The sequence below is a fragment of the Pseudomonas sp. FG13 genome (assembly GCF_057809755.1).
In genome coordinates, this window is record NZ_JBMDKO010000016.1 from 96,298 (window position 1) to 113,320 (window position 17,023).

At 61.3% G+C, this 17,023-nt stretch carries 15 protein-coding genes; 13 read left to right on the plus strand and 2 right to left on the minus strand.

Annotated elements, in window-relative coordinates; genetic code table 11:
* The first annotated feature begins 52 nt into the window (after window positions 1-52).
* The 10 genes from glpK to ACODTO_RS15305 all read left to right on the plus strand — a co-directional run bounded on the left by glpK (window position 53) and on the right by ACODTO_RS15305 (window position 11,627).
* On the plus strand, window positions 53-1,558 hold the full coding sequence (gene glpK / locus ACODTO_RS15260) for a glycerol kinase GlpK (RefSeq protein ID WP_139647724.1): 1,506 nt from the start codon (window positions 53-55) through the stop codon (window positions 1,556-1,558).
* A 94-nt stretch (window positions 1,559-1,652) separates the two neighbouring features.
* Complete coding sequence (locus tag ACODTO_RS15265) at window positions 1,653-2,408, plus strand: DeoR/GlpR family transcriptional regulator (RefSeq protein WP_139647722.1); 756 nt, start codon at window positions 1,653-1,655, stop codon at window positions 2,406-2,408.
* A gap of 247 nt (window positions 2,409-2,655) precedes the next feature.
* The gene (glpD, locus tag ACODTO_RS15270) at window positions 2,656-4,194 is read left to right on the plus strand and encodes a glycerol-3-phosphate dehydrogenase (RefSeq protein WP_489106680.1); all 1,539 of its coding nucleotides are present in this window, start codon (window positions 2,656-2,658) and stop codon (window positions 4,192-4,194) included.
* 432 nt (window positions 4,195-4,626) lie between these two features.
* Window positions 4,627-5,541 carry a glutamate/aspartate ABC transporter substrate-binding protein gene (locus ACODTO_RS15275; RefSeq protein WP_175384692.1) on the plus strand — a complete coding sequence of 305 codons (915 nt, stop codon included), beginning with the start codon at window positions 4,627-4,629 and terminating at the stop codon, window positions 5,539-5,541.
* Between the two features lie 192 nt (window positions 5,542-5,733).
* A complete protein-coding gene (locus tag ACODTO_RS15280; RefSeq protein ID WP_041020252.1) occupies window positions 5,734-6,480 on the plus strand; it encodes an amino acid ABC transporter permease in 747 nt (248 codons plus the stop codon).
* Complete coding sequence (locus tag ACODTO_RS15285) at window positions 6,480-7,151, plus strand: amino acid ABC transporter permease (RefSeq protein ID WP_041020253.1); 672 nt, start codon at window positions 6,480-6,482, stop codon at window positions 7,149-7,151. Before ACODTO_RS15280 ends, ACODTO_RS15285 begins: the two co-directional genes overlap by 1 nt.
* On the plus strand, window positions 7,148-7,882 hold the full coding sequence (locus ACODTO_RS15290; protein ID WP_024779491.1) for an amino acid ABC transporter ATP-binding protein: 735 nt from the start codon (window positions 7,148-7,150) through the stop codon (window positions 7,880-7,882). Before ACODTO_RS15285 ends, ACODTO_RS15290 begins: the two co-directional genes overlap by 4 nt.
* A 162-nt stretch (window positions 7,883-8,044) precedes the next feature.
* Entirely contained in the window at window positions 8,045-9,946 is a 1,902-nt protein-coding gene (gene aauS, locus ACODTO_RS15295) for a two-component sensor histidine kinase AauS (protein ID WP_139647718.1), read from the plus strand.
* Window positions 9,943-11,271, plus strand: a complete 1,329-nt coding sequence (aauR, locus tag ACODTO_RS15300; RefSeq protein WP_489106674.1) for a two-component response regulator AauR — start codon at window positions 9,943-9,945, stop codon at window positions 11,269-11,271. The genes aauS and aauR overlap by 4 nt, the downstream gene beginning before the upstream one ends.
* Window positions 11,272-11,297: 26 nt before the next feature.
* Window positions 11,298-11,627 carry a GlpM family protein gene (locus tag ACODTO_RS15305; protein ID WP_175364201.1) on the plus strand — a complete coding sequence of 110 codons (330 nt, stop codon included), beginning with the start codon at window positions 11,298-11,300 and terminating at the stop codon, window positions 11,625-11,627.
* A 178-nt stretch (window positions 11,628-11,805) separates the two neighbouring features.
* On the opposite strand, the gene ACODTO_RS15310 is transcribed toward ACODTO_RS15305, so the two are convergent.
* Together ACODTO_RS15310 and ACODTO_RS15315 are read right to left on the minus strand one after the other, a co-directional pair.
* Window positions 11,806-12,420 (minus strand): NAD(P)-dependent oxidoreductase, encoded by a 615-nt coding sequence (locus ACODTO_RS15310; protein ID WP_139647713.1) that lies wholly within the window; start codon window positions 12,418-12,420, stop codon window positions 11,806-11,808.
* 173 nt (window positions 12,421-12,593) lie between these two features.
* The gene (locus tag ACODTO_RS15315) at window positions 12,594-13,472 is read right to left on the minus strand and encodes an MBL fold metallo-hydrolase (protein WP_489106675.1); all 879 of its coding nucleotides are present in this window, start codon (window positions 13,470-13,472) and stop codon (window positions 12,594-12,596) included.
* A 112-nt stretch (window positions 13,473-13,584) separates the two neighbouring features.
* Between ACODTO_RS15315 and ACODTO_RS15320 the strand changes: the two genes are divergently transcribed.
* The 3 genes from ACODTO_RS15320 (at window position 13,585) to gcvH (ending at window position 17,022) form a co-directional block, all read left to right on the plus strand.
* A complete protein-coding gene (locus tag ACODTO_RS15320) occupies window positions 13,585-14,490 on the plus strand; it encodes a LysR family transcriptional regulator (RefSeq protein ID WP_139647709.1) in 906 nt (301 codons plus the stop codon).
* 213 nt (window positions 14,491-14,703) lie between these two features.
* Entirely contained in the window at window positions 14,704-16,212 is a 1,509-nt protein-coding gene (locus ACODTO_RS15325) for a sigma-54-dependent transcriptional regulator (RefSeq protein WP_175364199.1), read from the plus strand.
* A gap of 426 nt (window positions 16,213-16,638) precedes the next feature.
* A complete protein-coding gene (gcvH, locus tag ACODTO_RS15330; protein ID WP_175364257.1) occupies window positions 16,639-17,022 on the plus strand; it encodes a glycine cleavage system protein GcvH in 384 nt (127 codons plus the stop codon).
* Window position 17,023: the final 1 nt, after the last annotated feature.

Consider the following 17,023-nt stretch of genomic DNA (forward strand, 5'->3'; position numbering starts at 1 on the left):
ACGCATGTCTCGAGCACTGCCGAGACCAGATTTACGTCCCAAGGCAATCGATATGACCGACATTCAGAACAAGAACTACATCATTGCCCTCGACCAGGGCACGACCAGCTCCCGCGCGATCATCTTCGACCGTGACGCCAATGTGGTCTGCACTGCCCAGCGCGAATTCGCCCAGCACTATCCCCAGGCCGGGTGGGTCGAACATGACCCGATGGAGATCTTCGCCACCCAGAGCGCGGTCATGGTCGAAGCCCTGGCCCAGGCCGGCCTGCATCATGATCAGGTGGCCGCCATCGGCATCACCAACCAGCGTGAGACCACGGTGGTGTGGGACAAGACCACCGGCCGGCCGATCTACAACGCCATCGTCTGGCAATGTCGGCGCAGCACCGAAATCTGCCAACAGCTCAAGCGCGACGGCCACGAGCCTTATATTAGTCAGACCACCGGCCTGGTCACCGACCCGTACTTCTCCGGCACCAAGCTCAAGTGGATCCTGGACACCGTGGAAGGCAGCCGTGAGCGTGCGCGCAACGGTGAACTGCTGTTCGGTACCGTCGACAGTTGGCTGATCTGGAAATTTACCGGCGGCAAGGTCCATGTCACCGACTACACCAACGCCTCGCGCACCATGCTTTTCAACATCCATTCCCTGGAGTGGGACGCGAAGATGCTCGACATCCTCGACATCCCCCGGGAAATGTTGCCGGAAGTGAAGTCTTCCTCGGAAATCTACGGCCGCACCAAGAGCGGCATTGCCATTGGTGGCATCGCCGGCGACCAGCAGGCCGCCCTCTTCGGCCAGATGTGCGTGGAACCGGGTCAGGCGAAAAACACCTACGGCACCGGCTGCTTCCTGCTGATGAACACCGGGGACAAAGCGGTCAAATCCAATCACGGCATGCTCACCACCATCGCCTGCGGCCCCCGCGGCGAAGTGGCCTATGCCCTGGAAGGTGCGGTATTCAATGGCGGCTCCACGGTGCAGTGGCTGCGCGACGAGCTGAAAATCGTCAACGATGCACTCGACACCGAGTACTTCGCCAACAAGGTCAAGGACAGCAACGGCGTGTACCTCGTGCCCGCCTTCACGGGCCTGGGCGCGCCGTACTGGGACCCCTATGCCCGTGGCGCCTTGTTCGGCCTGACGCGCGGCGTACGGGTCGATCACATCATTCGCGCGGCGCTGGAGTCGATTGCCTACCAGACCCGCGACGTGCTCGACGCCATGCAGCAGGACTCCGGTGAACGCCTCAAGGCCTTGCGCGTTGACGGCGGTGCGGTGGCGAACAACTTCCTGATGCAGTTCCAGGCCGACATCCTCGGCACCCAGGTCGAACGCCCGAAAATGCGCGAGACCACAGCCTTGGGCGCCGCCTACCTGGCGGGCCTGGCATGCGGCTTCTGGGGCAGTCTGGAAGAGTTGCGCGGCAAAGCGGTGATCGAGCGCCGGTTCGAACCACAACTGGACGAACAGGCAAAGGAAAAACTCTACGCCGGTTGGAAAAAAGCCATCAGCCGCACCCGCGACTGGGAATCCCACGAAGACGCCGAATAGCCTGAAACCGCCATGAAGACGGACTGAAACTGGTCGGGAGTGGATTCCTGCGGCATCATGGGCAAATTTTGCATGGCAGCCCAAAGGAAGCCCCATGAATCTGCCTCCCCGTCAGCAGCAAATCCTCGAATTGGTCCGTGAACGCGGCTACGTCAGCATCGAGGAAATGGCTCAGGTGTTCGTCGTCACCCCGCAAACCATCCGCCGCGATATCAATCAACTGGCCGAGATGAACCTGCTGCGTCGCTACCATGGTGGTGCCGCCTACGATTCGAGCGTTGAAAACACCGCCTACGCCATGCGCGCCGATCAGATGCGCGATGAGAAACAACGCATTGCCGAAGCCATCGCCGCCCAGATCCCCGATCATGCGTCGCTGTTCATCAACATCGGCACTACCACCGAATCCATCGCCCGGGCGCTGCTAAACCACAACCAGCTCAAGGTCATCACCAATAACCTGCACGTGGCTTCGATCCTCAGCGCCAAGGACGACTTCGAAGTGTTGATCGCCGGCGGCAACGTACGCCGCGACGGTGGCGTGGTGGGCCAGGCCAGCGTCGACTTCATCAACCAGTTCAAGGTCGATTTCGCCCTGGTGGGTATCAGTGGCATCGACGAAGACGGCAGCCTGCTGGACTTCGATTACCAGGAAGTGCGCGTCTCCCAGGCAATCATCGCCAACGCCCGGCAAGTGCTGCTGGCGGCGGACTCCAGCAAGTTCGGGCGCAACGCCATGGTCCGCCTGGGGCCCATCAGCCTGATCGATTGCCTGGTGACCGACCAGCAACCAGTACCGGCCCTGGTGCAGTTGCTGAACCAGCACAAGATTCGGCTGGAAGTGGTTTAACGGCAGCTTCAAGCTGCTACTTTTCAGCTTCAAGAGATCGCAGGCTTCGCCAGCTCCTACACCATACCTGTAGGAGCTGGCGAAGCCTGCGATCTTTTTTATGTTCGAAAATTTTCTTTTTGACGTCTTTCGATGAGTTTTTTCAATCGGGATCGACTAGCCGCTGCTGTATTAATGGGCTAGTATTTTCGCAAATGAACATTTATGTTCGAATTCAAATGTCATGAAAGAAACCCGAGGCCAGCCGATGCCCACCTCCACATTGCCTACGCCCCCTATCGCCGAAATCTACGACATTGCCGTCATTGGCGGCGGCATCAATGGCGTGGGGATTGCCGCGGACGCTGCCGGTCGCGGTCTTTCGGTGTTCCTTTGCGAAAAGGATGACCTGGCCAGCCATACCTCCTCGGCCAGCAGCAAGCTGATCCACGGCGGGCTGCGCTACCTCGAACATTACGAATTCCGCTTGGTGCGTGAAGCGTTGGCCGAGCGCGAGGTGCTGTTGGCCAAGGCCCCGCACATCGTCAAGCAGATGCGCTTCGTACTGCCCCACCGCCCGCACCTGCGTCCGGCCTGGATGATCCGTGCCGGCCTGTTCCTCTACGATCACCTGGGCAAGCGTGAACAACTCGCCGGTTCCAAGAGCTTGAAATTCGGTGCCGATAGCGCGCTGAAAAGCGAGATCACCAAGGGCTTCGAATACTCCGATTGCTGGGTCGACGATGCACGGTTGGTGGTGCTCAACGCCATGGCGGCGAGGGAAAAAGGCGCACACGTCCACACCCGTACCCGCTGCGTGAACGCCCGTCGTAGCAATGGACTGTGGCATTTGCACCTGGAACGCGCCGACGGCAGCCTGTTTTCAATCCGCGCCAAGGCCCTGGTGAACGCAGCCGGCCCATGGGTCGCCAAGTTCATTCGCGATGACCTGAAGATGGAATCCCCCTACGGTATTCGTCTGATCCAGGGCAGTCATGTGATCGTGCCGAAACTCTATGAAGGCGAACACGCGCATATCCTTCAGAACGAAGACCAGCGCATCGTATTCACCATTCCTTACCTGAACCAGTTCACCCTGATCGGCACGACCGACCGCGAATACACCGGCGATCCGGCCAAGGTGGCGATTACCGACGGCGAAACCGATTATCTGTTGAATGTGGTCAATGCCCACTTCAAGAAACAGATCAGCCGTGACGACATTCTGCACAGTTATTCCGGTGTGCGTCCGCTGTGCAACGACGAGTCCGACAACCCGTCGGCCGTGACCCGGGATTACACCCTGGCACTTTCCGGTAGCGGCCAAGAGGCGCCCTTGCTGTCGGTATTCGGCGGCAAGCTGACCACCTACCGCAAGCTGGCCGAATCGGCCATGACGCAGTTGGCCCCCTATTTCACCCAGATGCAACCGAGCTGGACCGCCAACGCCCCGTTGCCCGGCGGCGAGAACATGACCACCCCGCAAGCGCTCTGCTCGGCGATCCGCGATAAGTTCGACTGGGTACCGACCGCCCTCGCGCGCCGTTGGGCCACAACCTACGGCAGCCGTACCTGGCGCATGCTCGAAGGCGTGCATAACCTGAGCGACCTGGGCGAGTTGATCGGTGCCGATCTCTATACCCGGGAGGTCGACTACCTGTGCAGCGACGAATGGGCCGTCGATGCCCGGGACATTCTGTGGCGCCGCAGCAAATTGGGCTTGTTCACCACCCCGGCCGAACAGGAAAAGCTGCAGCAATACCTGGATAAAGTCGCCCACAACCGCCGCAAGATCGAAGCGGCCTGATCGATAGCCTGCTCGACCGAAGCCCCTGAGTCCTCCGATTCAGGGGCTTTTTGCTGTCTGAAATCTCGCCACCGCCACTGTGGGAGCGAGCCTGCTCGCGATAGCGATGGCACATCCAACCTCTATTGATTCAGACACACCGCTATCGCGAGCAGGCTCGCTCCCACAGGGGACCCAGGCATTCGGTTTTCCGAACACGACCTGGCACCCGGTTCGGCTAACCGGATGATTTGCTCACCAAAAGTCTGAAACAAAAAATTAATACCCTATGCAAAACAATAGGTTAGCCATGACGACCCGGCCTGGCACGGGTCATGCTCTACACTCCTGGAGACGAATGCCTGGACGCCAACACACCAGGAGCAACTGGACATTCGAAGTACTCAGGGCCGAACCGGCTGAAATAAAAAAAACAATGTCGAGGAAACATCGATGCGTATCGTTCCCCATCTCCTGGGCGCAGCCGTTGCTGTCGCTCTGATCAGCACCCCAGCTTTCGCTGCCGAACTGACCGGCACGCTGAAAAAGATCAAAGAGTCCGGCGTCGTCACGCTCGGGCATCGCGACGCTTCCATTCCGTTCTCCTACATCGCGGACGCTTCCGGCAAACCGGTCGGCTACTCCCACGACATCCAGTTGAAAGTCGTCGAAGCCCTGAAAAAAGACCTGGACATGCCCAACCTGCAGGTCAAGTACAACCTGGTCACTTCGCAAACCCGTATCCCGCTGGTGCAGAACGGCACCGTGGACCTGGAATGCGGCTCCACCACCAACAACGTCGAGCGTCAGCAGCAGGTTGACTTCTCCGTTGGCATCTTCGAGATCGGCACCCGCCTGCTCTCCAAGAAAGATTCCAAGTACAAGGATTTCGACGACCTGAAAGGCAAGAACGTCGTGACCACCGCCGGCACCACCTCCGAGCGACTGCTCAAGGCCATGAACGCCGACAAGCAGATGGGCATGAACGTCATCTCTGCCAAGGACCACGGCGAATCCTTCCAGATGCTGGAATCGGGTCGTGCCGTCGCGTTCATGATGGATGACGCCCTGCTGGCCGGCGAAGCGGCCAAGGCCAAGAAAGCTGATGACTGGGCCGTCACCGGTACGCCACAGTCCTACGAAATCTACGGCTGCATGATGCGCAAAGGCGACGAGCCGTTCAAAAAGGCTGTGGATGACGCCATCAAGGCCACCTTCGCGTCGGGCGAGATCAACAAGATCTACGACAAGTGGTTCACCCAGCCGATCCCACCGAAAAACCTGAACCTGAACTTCCCGATGAGCGACGAGCTCAAGGCACTGATCGCCAATCCGACCGACAAGGCGGCTGACGACAAGAAGTCCTGATTTTTCTGACTAACCTTATCTCCTGAAGGGGCCCGGCCCTTTCAGGGGATGGTCACTCCCAGCTGACAATAAGGAAACACTCGAACCGGTGGCTGTCGAGCCGGACGCGTGTGCCTGGCCTTCAAGGTCGGGCGGGAACGGAGCTTCCCCAGGCGGGCATCTGTACATCGAACGATCTGAGGGGAGACCCTAATGAATTACAACTGGGACTGGGGCGTGTTCTTCAAGTCCACCGGCGTGGGCAGCGAGACTTATCTCGACTGGTACATCGCCGGCCTGGGCTGGACCATCGCCATCGCCGTCGTGGCCTGGATCATTGCCCTGCTGCTGGGCTCGGTCCTGGGTGTGATGCGCACCGTGCCGAACCGGCTGGTGTCGGGTATCGCCACCTGCTACGTGGAGCTTTTCCGTAACGTGCCGTTGTTGGTGCAGCTGTTCATCTGGTACTTCCTGGTACCCGACCTGCTGCCGGAAAACCTGCAGGAATGGTACAAGCAGGACCTGAACCCGACGACTTCGGCCTACCTGAGCGTCGTCGTGTGCCTGGGCCTGTTCACTGCCGCCCGGGTCTGCGAACAAGTGCGCACCGGTATCCAGGCGCTGCCACGCGGCCAGGAATCCGCTGCCCGGGCCATGGGCTTCAAGCTGCCGCAGATCTACTGGAACGTGCTGCTGCCCCAGGCCTACCGGATCATCATTCCGCCGCTCACCTCGGAATTCCTCAACGTCTTCAAGAACTCCTCCGTGGCCTCGCTGATCGGCCTGATGGAACTGCTCGCGCAGACCAAGCAGACCGCCGAGTTCTCCGCCAACCTGTTCGAAGCCTTCACCCTGGCGACCTTGATCTATTTCACCCTGAACATGAGCCTGATGCTGCTCATGCGCATGGTCGAGAAGAAAGTCGCGGTGCCCGGCCTCATCTCCGTGGGGGGTAAATAATGGAATTCGATTTCAGTGGTGTCGTTCCGGCCATTCCCGGCCTGTGGAACGGCATGGTGATGACCCTCAAGCTGATGGTCCTGGGCGTGGTCGGCGGCATCGTTCTGGGTACGATCCTGGCGCTGATGCGCCTGTCCCATAACAAGTTGCTGTCCAATATCGCCGGCGCCTACGTCAACTACTTCCGCTCGATCCCGCTGCTGCTGGTGATCACCTGGTTCTACCTGGCGGTGCCGTTCGTGCTGCGCTGGATCACCGGCGAAGACACGCCAATCGGCGCGTTTGGCTCCTGCGTCGTGGCGTTCATGATGTTCGAAGCCGCGTACTTCTGCGAAATCGTGCGGGCCGGCGTGCAGTCGATCCCCAAGGGCCAGATGGGCGCCGCCCAGGCGCTGGGCATGAATTATGGCCAGACCATGCGCCTGATCATCCTGCCCCAGGCGTTTCGCAAGATGACCCCGCTGCTGCTGCAACAAAGCATCATCCTGTTTCAGGACACCTCGCTGGTCTACACCGTCGGCCTGGTGGATTTCCTCAATGCTTCGCGAGCCAATGGCGACATCATCGGCCGCTCCAATGAGTTCCTGATCGTCGCAGGTCTCGTGTACTTCACAATCAGCTTTGCCGCCTCGCTGCTGGTCAAGCGTCTGCAAAAAAGGTTCGCCGTATGATCTCTATCAAGAACATCAACAAGTGGTATGGGGACTTCCAGGTACTGACCAATTGCAGCACCGAGGTCAGCAAAGGTGAAGTGGTGGTGGTGTGCGGTCCGTCGGGTTCGGGCAAGTCCACCCTGATCAAGTGCGTGAACGCCCTGGAGCCGTTCCAGAAAGGCGACATCGTGGTCGACGGCACGTCCATCGCCGACCCGAAGACCAACCTGCCGAAACTGCGTTCGCGGGTGGGCATGGTGTTCCAGCACTTCGAACTGTTCCCGCACCTGACCATCACCGAGAACCTGACCATCGCGCAGATCAAGGTGCTGGGCCGCAGCAAGGAAGAAGCCACCAAGAAAGGCCTGCAGTTGCTTGATCGGGTCGGGCTCTCGGCCCACGCCCACAAGCATCCGGGCCAGCTCTCTGGCGGCCAGCAACAACGCGTGGCGATTGCCCGCGCCTTGGCGATGGACCCGGTGGTGATGCTGTTCGACGAACCGACTTCGGCCCTCGACCCGGAAATGGTCAATGAAGTGCTCGACGTGATGGTGCAACTGGCCCACGAAGGCATGACCATGATGTGCGTGACCCACGAAATGGGCTTCGCCCGCAAGGTGGCGAACCGGGTGATCTTCATGGACCAGGGCCAGATCATCGAAGACTGCCCGAAGGAGGAGTTCTTCGGCGACATCAGCGCCCGCTCCGAACGTGCGCAGCACTTCCTTGAGAAAATCCTGCAGCACTAAAAGCTCAGCCCCACTCCCTGTGGGAGCGAGCCTGCTCGCGAAAGCGGACGGACATTCAACATCGACGTTGGCTGTGCTGGCCTCATCGCGAGCAGGCTCGCTCCCACAAGGGATCGGAGCTGGTTTGTAGATTTGTGTTGTGGTTGACCCAAGGCTTCTGTGATGAAATGCGACCCCACCCTCTATCGCGCGACGCCGCCATCACTTGCCGTGAAACCCCGCCTGATCCGCCATTTGTTCCTGCCGCCGTTGATCATCGCCCTGATGATCGGCCTGGGTTACCTTGGTTTCTGGATCAGCGAGCACTACGGCATTCGCGGTCTCGCCGAGAATGGCGAGCGCCAGCTGGAATTGCACGCCCGCGCGGTCGAGAGCGAGATCAGCAAGTACACCTACCTGCCCAGCCTGCTGGAGCTTGAGTCCAGCGTCTCGCAACTGCTCGACGACCCGACACCGGAACATCGCAAGACCGTCAACGAATACCTCGAAGGCCTGAACCGCCGCAGCCGCAGCCGGGCCATCTACGTGATGGACACCACAGGCCGGGTCATGGCCACCAGCAACTGGCGCGACGTCGACAGTTACCTGGGCGAAGACCTGTCCTTCCGCGCCTATTTCCAGAACGCCGTCCGCGGCCAGCCGGGACGCTTCTACGGCATCGGCAGCACCAACGGCGAACCCGGCTATTACCTGGCCCATGGTCTGGAACAACAGGGCAAGATCATCGGCGTGGCCGTGGTCAAGGTCCGGCTCGAAGCCATGGAGGAACGCTGGCAACGGGCGCGACTGGAAGCGTTCGTCAGCGACGAGAACGGCATCATCATTCTCTCCAGCGACCCGGCACGACGCCTCAAGTCCGTACGTCCGCTGAGTGATGACACCAAGGAACGCCTGGCCCGCAGCCTGCAGTATTACTGGTTCCCGCTGAACGAACTGATCCCCCTGGCCCGAGAACGGCTGACCGAAGGCATGGAGAAACTGACGTTCCCGGCCAACACCGAAGTGGCCGCCGAAAAACAGGCCATCAGTTACCTCTCGCAGACCCGGCCCCTGAACGACACGCCGTGGAATTTCACCCTGCTGACGCCCCTTGAAGACCTGCGACGCCAATCGATCAACCAGGGCATCCTGGTGGCCGTGGCCTTCGCCCTGGTAGCGTTCCTGCTGATCGCCTGGAACGAACGGCGCAAGGTCATCGCGACCCGCCTCGCCGCCCGCGAAGCCTTGCAGGAAGCCAACAGCCAGCTCGAACGTCGGATTACCGAACGCACCACCGACCTGCGAGCCAGCAACGATCGGCTCAAGAGCCAGATCCGCGAACGCCGGCAGGCCGAAGAAACGTTGCGCCGGGCCCAGGACGAACTGGTACAGGCCGGCAAACTGGCAGCCATCGGCCAGATGTCCACCAGCATCGCCCACGAGCTCAACCAGCCGTTGGCCGCGCTGCGCACCTTGTCCGGTAACACCGTGCGCTTCCTGGAACGCGGCCAGCTGGATACGGCCAGCGCCAACCTCAAGACCATCAACGAACTGATCGATCGCATGGGGCGGATCACCGCCAGCCTGCGTTCCTTCGCCCGGCGCGGGGACGACAAGGGCCGCGCCAGCCTCGGCAAGGCCGTCGAGGCCGCCCAGCTACTGCTGGCCGCTCGCCTTGAAAGCCAGCATGTCCAGGTGCATACCGGTTTCGATAACGTCCAGGTGCAGATCGACCAGACGCGCCTGGAGCAGATTCTGGTGAACCTGATCGGCAATGCCCTGGACGCCATGCAGGGCCGACCCGAGCCACGGCTGTGGCTCGAAGGCCAGGCCCAGGATGGGAAATATCGCCTGCGGGTACGGGACAATGGCCACGGTATCGACCCGGAAACACGCAAGCATCTGTTCGAGCCCTTCTTCACCACCAAACCCGGCGAACAAGGCCTGGGCCTGGGCCTGACGCTCTCGGCGAGCCTGGCCGCTGCCGCTGGCGGGCACCTGGATGTCGAGCACCCGGATGGCGGTGGCAGCACCTTTGTCCTCAGTTTACCGTTGGTAAGCCCTTTATCTGCCGAGCCGCTATGAACAACGACCTGAGCGTACTGATCGTCGAAGACGATCCCCATGTCCTGCTGGGCTGCCAGCAGGCCCTGGCCCTGGAAGACATTCCCTGCGTCGGCGTGGGCAGCGCCGAGGAAGCCCTGGCACGGGTCGGCGATGACTTTGCCGGCATCGTCATCAGTGACATCCGCCTGCCGGGCATCGATGGCCTGGAGCTGCTGACCCGCCTCAAGGCACGGGACCGCAGCCTGCCGGTGGTGCTGATCACCGGTCACGGCGACATCTCCATGGCGGTGGGCGCCATGCAGAAAGGCGCCTACGACTTCATGGAGAAACCCTTCTCTCCCGAACGCCTGGTGGACGTTGCCCGTCGCGCCCTGGAACAGCGCAGCCTGGCCCGCGAGGTCACTTCGCTGCGTCGGCAACTGGCCGAGCGCGACTCCCTGGAGGGCCGGATCATCGGCCGTTCGCCAGCCATGCAGCACTTGCGGGAATTGATCGCCAACGTCGCCGATACCTCGGCCAACGTGCTGATCGAAGGCGAAACCGGTACCGGCAAGGAATTGGTCGCCCGTTGCCTGCACGATTTCAGCCGACGCCATGGTAAACAGTTCGTCGCACTGAACTGCGGCGGCTTGCCAGAGAACCTGTTCGAGAGCGAGATTTTCGGCCATGAGGCCAATGCCTTCACCGGCGCCGGCAAGCGTCGGATCGGCAAGATCGAGCACGCCGACGGCGGCACGCTGTTTCTCGATGAAGTGGAAAGCATGCCCCTGCCCTTGCAGATCAAGTTGTTGCGCGTGCTGCAGGAGCGCACCCTCGAACGGCTGGGCTCGAACCAGAGCGTGGCCGTGGATTGCCGGGTGATCGCCGCCACCAAGTCCGACCTGGATGAACTGGGTCGGGCCGGGCAGTTTCGCAGCGACCTGTACTACCGCCTCAACGTGGTGACCCTGGAACTGCCGCCGCTGCGGGAACGGCGCGAAGACATCCTGCAACTGTTCGAGCATTTTCTTCAGCAGTCATCCCTGCGCTTCGACCGTACGGTGCCAACGCTGGACAACCAGACCCTGTCGAACCTGATGAGCCACGACTGGCCGGGCAACGTACGTGAGTTGCGCAACGTCGCCGAACGTTTCGCCCTCGGCCTGCCGGCCTTCAAGAAGTCCGGAGTCAGCAGCGGCAGCCAGGGCCTGGCCTTCGCCGAAGCGGTGGAAGCTTTCGAGCGCAACCTGCTGGTCGACGCCCTGCAACGCAGCGGTGGCAACCTGACCCAGGCCAGCCTGGAACTGGGGATGGCCAAGACCACGCTCTTCGACAAAGTCAAAAAGTACGGCTTGAGCCATTAACCGGGGACGATAAAGCTGTGGACCTGATTTTCAAGGCGGCGCTCGGCGCGGCGGTGGTGGTGGTCCTGGCGATGCTCGCCAAGACCCGAAACTATTACATCGCCGGGCTGGTGCCGTTGTTCCCCACCTTTGCCCTGATCGCCCACTATATCGTCGGCAAGGGTCGTTCGGTGGACGACCTGAAGACCACCATCGTGTTTGGCATGTGGTCGATCATTCCCTACTTCGTGTACCTGGCGACGCTGTACATCATGGTCGACCGCATGCGCCTCGAGGCTTCGCTGGCCGTGGCGGCCGTGGCCTGGCTGATGGCGGCGACGGTGCTGGTCAGTGTCTGGGTGAGGGTGCACGGCTGAATGTTGACGGCACCCTGTGGGAGCGAGCCTGCTCGCGATCGCGGTGGATCAGCGTGTGGCGATGCTACCTGTACTGCCGCCATCGCGAGCAGGCTCGCTCCCACAGGGGCCGGTGCGACCGCGGTCTCTGCGATCACCCCATACCATTGTGGGAGAGCATGCGCGCGATCGCGCCGGATCAGTAGCCGACGGTGAACCGCGTGCCTGAGAACTGCGGTGCTTCCACTTCATCGATCATCGCAATGGCATAGTCGGCAAAGCTGATCCAGCTGCGCCCGGCGGCGTCAAACATCAGATGGTCCTTGCCGAGCCGGAACTGGCCGGTGCGGGCGGTTTCCACGAACTCCGCCGAGGGCGAGAGGAAGGTCCAGTCCAGGTCCTGCTCCTTGCGCAGCACGTCCAGGAACAAAGCACCGGCAGTGGCTTCGGCCAGGTATTCCTCTGGAAAACCATCGCTGTCGATCACCCGGCTATTGTCCGGCAACAGCAGCGAGCCTGCGCCGCCCACCACCAGTAACCGCTTGACCCCGGCGGCCTTCAGCGGAGCGACAATCTTGTCGGCCGATACGGTGGCAAAGTGGGCAGCGCTGATCACGACATCGTGACCGTCGACTGCGGCAGTCAACGCCTCGCTGTCCAGTACGTCCAGTTGCTTGCAGGTCACCCCGGTCCTTTCCCCGATTTTCGCGGTATTACGGGCGATGGCCGTCACACTGTGACCGCGACGCAGGGCTTCTTCCATCAGTTGGCTACCGGCACGACCGGTAGCGCCGATGATTGCGATTTTGCTCATGATGTTCTCCAGTGATTAACGATGTTTGAAAATACTGTTGTGAATACAAAGCCCGTGGGAGCAAAGCTTGCTCGCGATGCAGACGCCGCGATTTTCAGAAAGACCGAATCAAATTCATCGCGGGCAAGCCTTGCTCCCACAGGCCTTGCTCCTGCATAACAAGAACAAGTCCCTCACCACTTCATCTCCCCCTTCGCCACCTTGGCACTGAGCGCCAGGGAGCTGTCTTCCCCCAGGTTGGGATAACGTTGTTCCATGGCCGCGATCAGCGCAGCGGAATCCTTGGCGCGAGCGGTCTCTTCGTCGAACGCCTTGATGTACCCGGCGGTGAAGGTGACCGCGGCGAGGGAGCGGGCACTCTCGCCCAGGTAATGCCCCGGGATCACGGTGCTCGGTTGCAACCTCTCAATACCGGCCAGGGTCGCCAGCCAATCCTTATGGGATTGCGGCGTCTGGGTGTCGGCCATCCAGACGTGAATGTTCTCGGCCACCACCACACCGCCGACCACCGCCTTGATCGAAGGAATCCACAGGAAACTGCGGTCCGGTTGTGGACCGTCGAGGCCGACGATCTGCAAGCGCTGGCCTTCCAGCATCAGGCTGTCGCCCTTGAGCACTTGGGGCACGACAGCCTTGGCCGGCGCGTCGGCCTTCAGGATCGGCCCCCAGTATTTAAGCTTGCCGTCGACGGTCTGCTTGATGTGCTCGACGGTCGGTGCAGACGCCAGCACCTTGGCTTCAGGGAACGCAGCGGTCAGGGTTTCCAGGCCGAAATAGTAGTCCGGGTCGCCATGGCTGATATAAATCGCGATCAATTGCTTGCCGCTGGCGCGGATTTTCTGCACCACCTGTTCAGCCTGGGATTTGCCGAACTGGGCATCCACCAGAATCGCCTCCTTTGCGCCACTGACCAGTACCGAGGTCACCGGGAAAACCGCCGCCTCGCCAGGATTGTAGACGTCGAGCGTAAGGTCGGCGGCCCAGGCGTGGGCGGTGAAGACCAGGCCAGCGGTTGCCAGCAACAGGCGCTTGAGTGAGGGGATTGCGGTCATGCTGTGCTCCGTTGTCCATGGGCCCGAGGGCAATGAAACGGAGCTTAGTCATCTGGTTCGTTCCAAAAAATGCGATGCTACGACATAGTTTGTTTCTGAAAGCGGGCAAATCATGGATCGTCTACAAGCAATGCGGGTGTTTGTCGCCGTGGTGGACCTGGGCAGCCAGTCGACAGCGGCCGAGTACCTGGACCTGTCGCGGCCGGTGGTCTCGCGGTATCTGGCGGAGCTGGAGGATTGGGTCGGTGCCCGGCTGATGCACCGTACCACCCGCAAACTGAGCCTGACGGCCGCAGGCCTGGAGGTATTGCCGCGCTGCCGACAGATGCTGGAACTGTCCAGCGATATGCAGGCGGCTGTCAGCGCGCCAGACGACGCCCCGCGAGGCATCTTGCGCATCAGCGCCAGCACCTCGTTCGGCCAGGCCCAGTTGGCAGCGGCGATCACCGAGTACGTCACCCGGTATCCGGGGGTGAGCGTCGACCTGCAAATGCTGGATCGCACCGTGAACCTGGTGGACGAACGCATCGACCTGGCGATCCGCATGAGCAACGACCTGGACCCCAGCCTGATCGCCCGGCGCCTCACCGTCTGCCGCTCGGTGATCTGCGCCTCGCCCGGTTACCTGCGCAAACACCCGGTACCGCAACGGGTCGAGGACCTGAGCCAGCACAATTGCCTGACCCACTCCTACGTGGGCAAGAGCCTCTGGCATTTCGAGCAGGATGGCGAGCAGGTCTCGGTGCCGGTGCAGGGCAATATCAGCGGCAACGACGCCAGCACCTTGCTAAGGGCGACCATGGCCGGTGCCGGCGTGGCAATGCTGCCCAGCTACCAGGCCGGCGCCCACATCAAGAGCGGCGAACTGACCCGCCTGCTGGCCCACGCCGAACCCCGGCAGATGAACATGTACGCGGTGTACGCATCACGCCGACACATGCCGTCGGCGCTGCGCAGCCTGGTGGACTTCCTGGTGGTGAGGTTTCCCGAGACGCCGGAGTGGGATGTGGGGTTGTAAAAAATACTTCCTCACCACTGTCCCTGTGGGAGCGAGCCTGCTCGCGATGGCGGAGTATCAGTCAACATTTGCGCAACTGACACATCGCCATCGCGAGCAGGCTCGCTCCCACTGGGGGCAATACGCCTCTCAAGTCGTGCACCTGGATTCCACCAACAGCCCGCCCCAAGGCATACTTGCCACCCTCCGCACTCCAGAACCCGAAACCGCCCCATGCGTATCCACGTCAGTTTCATCGACCGCGTTGGCATCACCCAGGAAGTCCTGGCGTTGCTGGGTGGGCGCAATCTCAATCTGGATGCGGTGGAGATGGTGCCGCCCAACGTCTACATCGACGCCCCGACCCTCAGCCCGCAGGTGCTGGACGAGCTGCGTGAGGCGCTGTTCAGCGTGCGGGGAGTGCAGGCGGTCACCGTGGTGGACATCCTGCCGGGCCAGCGTCGGCACCTGCAGCTCGATGCCCTTCTGGCGGCCATGACCGACCCGGTGCTGGCCCTCGACAGCGCTGGCAACGTGTTGCTCGCCAACCCTGCGCTGATCGCCCTGTACGGTCGGGAACCGGCCGGCGAAAGCGTGGCCGGGCTGTTCGGGGACGAGGCGCTGTTGGGCACCTTGCTGGAGAACGGCTTTCGCTTGCCGCTGCGGGAAATCACCCTCAATGGCCAGACCTGGCTGCTGGACGCCACGCCCATCACCGACGCCGGCGCACTGCTCACGCTGTACCAGCCGAACCGCATCGGCGAACGCCTGTCGGCGCTGCACCACGACCATGCCGAAGGTTTTGATGCGCTGCTCGGCGACTCCCCGGCGATCCGCACCCTCAAGGCTCGGGCGCAACGGGTTGCGGCGCTGGACGCACCACTGCTGATCCAGGGCGAAACCGGCACCGGCAAGGAGCTGGTGGCGCGGGCCTGCCATGCCATCAGCGCGCGCTATGGCGCACCGTTCCTGGCTCTGAACTGCGCCGCGCTACCGGAGAACCTGGCCGAAAGCGAACTGTTCGGCTACGCCCCCGGCGCCTTTACCGGCGCACAACGGGGGGGTAAACCAGGACTGATGGAACTGGCGAACCAGGGCACGGTGTTCCTGGACGAAATCGGTGAGATGTCGCCGTATCTGCAAGCCAAGCTGCTGCGTTTCCTCAATGACGGCAGCTTCCGCCGGGTCGGCGGCGACCGGGAAATCAAGGTCAACGTGCGGATCCTCAGCGCGACCCATCGCAACCTGGAGAAAATGGTCAACGAAGGTTCGTTCCGCGAAGACTTGTTCTATCGCCTGAACGTGCTCAACGTCGAGGTCCCGCCACTGCGTGAGCGCGGCCAGGACATCCTGCTGCTGGCCCGGCATTTCATGCAACAGGCCTGCGCCCAGATTCAGCGACCGGTCTGTCGCCTGGCCCCCGGCACCTATCCGGCGCTGCTGGGTAACCGCTGGCCTGGCAACGTGCGACAACTGCAGAACGTGATCTTCCGCGCCGCGGCGATCTGCGAGAGCAGCCTGGTGGACATTGGTGACCTGGACATCGCCGGCACTTCCGTCGCGCGACAAGGCGATGTAGACGTCGAAAGCCTGGAACAGGCCGTGGAAACCTTCGAGAAACACTTGCTCGAAAGCCTCTACGTCAACTACCCGTCCACCCGCCAACTCGCCAGCCGCCTGCAGACCTCCCATACGGCGATCGCCCATCGGTTGCGCAAGTATGGGATTCCCAACAAGCCGTAGCCGCACCAGCGTCCCCTTGTGGGAGCGAGCCTGCTCGCGATGGCAGCGTGTCAGCTACAGAAATATTGGCTGATACTCGCCATCGCGAGCAGGCTCGCTCCCACAAGGGCCTGCCTCGACCAATAATCGGCTCAAAAACGACCTCCATCTGTACTGAAAGCGCTACAGTGGAACGATATCGCTACAGTTAGCGGTAAACTGCGCCGGATAAGGCTTTGATCCCCCAATCATTTTTTCCAGGCGCGACGCTGTAGCGATTTCGCTACAGCCAAGGTTATCCACACCACTCCAACCCCCCTCAAATCATTGATCCATAAGCACTTATCGATATTGGCCGCATTCTTGCTATGGATATAACCATACGGCCGGGCCATGTCCCGCGCCTTTCTTCGCGTCCACCAGACGAATCTGGCCCCAGGAGTTTCCATGAGCGAGTTGCGTTTCACTGAAGATCACGAATGGCTGCGCGCCGAAGCCGATGGCAGCGTCACAGTCGGCATCACCGCGTTCGCACAGAACGCTTTGGGCGATGTGGTCTATGTTCAGTTACCGGAACTGCAAACCTACGCCAAGGGTGACGAAGCCTCTACCGTGGAATCCGTGAAGGCCGCGAGCGGTGTCTACATGCCGTTGGACGGTGACGTGTTGGAAGTCAACCCGGCCTTGGAAAGCAATCCTGAACTGGTCAACGAAGATCCGCTGGGCGAAGGCTGGTTTTTCCGTTTCAAGCCAGCCAATGCCGCTGAAGTTGGCCAACTGCTGGATCAGGACGCCTATGACCGTCTGATCAAAGCCAACGCCGAAGCCTGAG

Coding starts and splice junctions, on each gene's coding strand:
- gcvH (WP_175364257.1), top strand. CDS start 16,639: ATGAGCGAGTTGCGTTTCACTGAAGATCACGAATGGCTGCGCGCCGAA.
- ACODTO_RS15320 (WP_139647709.1), top strand. CDS start 13,585: ATGGATCGTCTACAAGCAATGCGGGTGTTTGTCGCCGTGGTGGACCTG.
- aauR (WP_489106674.1), top strand. CDS start 9,943: ATGAACAACGACCTGAGCGTACTGATCGTCGAAGACGATCCCCATGTC.
- ACODTO_RS15285 (WP_041020253.1), top strand. CDS start 6,480: ATGGAATTCGATTTCAGTGGTGTCGTTCCGGCCATTCCCGGCCTGTGG.
- ACODTO_RS15310 (WP_139647713.1), bottom strand. CDS start 12,420: ATGAGCAAAATCGCAATCATCGGCGCTACCGGTCGTGCCGGTAGCCAA.
- glpK (WP_139647724.1), top strand. CDS start 53: ATGACCGACATTCAGAACAAGAACTACATCATTGCCCTCGACCAGGGC.
- ACODTO_RS15265 (WP_139647722.1), top strand. CDS start 1,653: ATGAATCTGCCTCCCCGTCAGCAGCAAATCCTCGAATTGGTCCGTGAA.
- ACODTO_RS15315 (WP_489106675.1), bottom strand. CDS start 13,472: ATGACCGCAATCCCCTCACTCAAGCGCCTGTTGCTGGCAACCGCTGGC.
- glpD (WP_489106680.1), top strand. CDS start 2,656: ATGCCCACCTCCACATTGCCTACGCCCCCTATCGCCGAAATCTACGAC.
- ACODTO_RS15325 (WP_175364199.1), top strand. CDS start 14,704: ATGCGTATCCACGTCAGTTTCATCGACCGCGTTGGCATCACCCAGGAA.
- aauS (WP_139647718.1), top strand. CDS start 8,045: ATGAAATGCGACCCCACCCTCTATCGCGCGACGCCGCCATCACTTGCC.
- ACODTO_RS15280 (WP_041020252.1), top strand. CDS start 5,734: ATGAATTACAACTGGGACTGGGGCGTGTTCTTCAAGTCCACCGGCGTG.
- ACODTO_RS15290 (WP_024779491.1), top strand. CDS start 7,148: ATGATCTCTATCAAGAACATCAACAAGTGGTATGGGGACTTCCAGGTA.
- ACODTO_RS15275 (WP_175384692.1), top strand. CDS start 4,627: ATGCGTATCGTTCCCCATCTCCTGGGCGCAGCCGTTGCTGTCGCTCTG.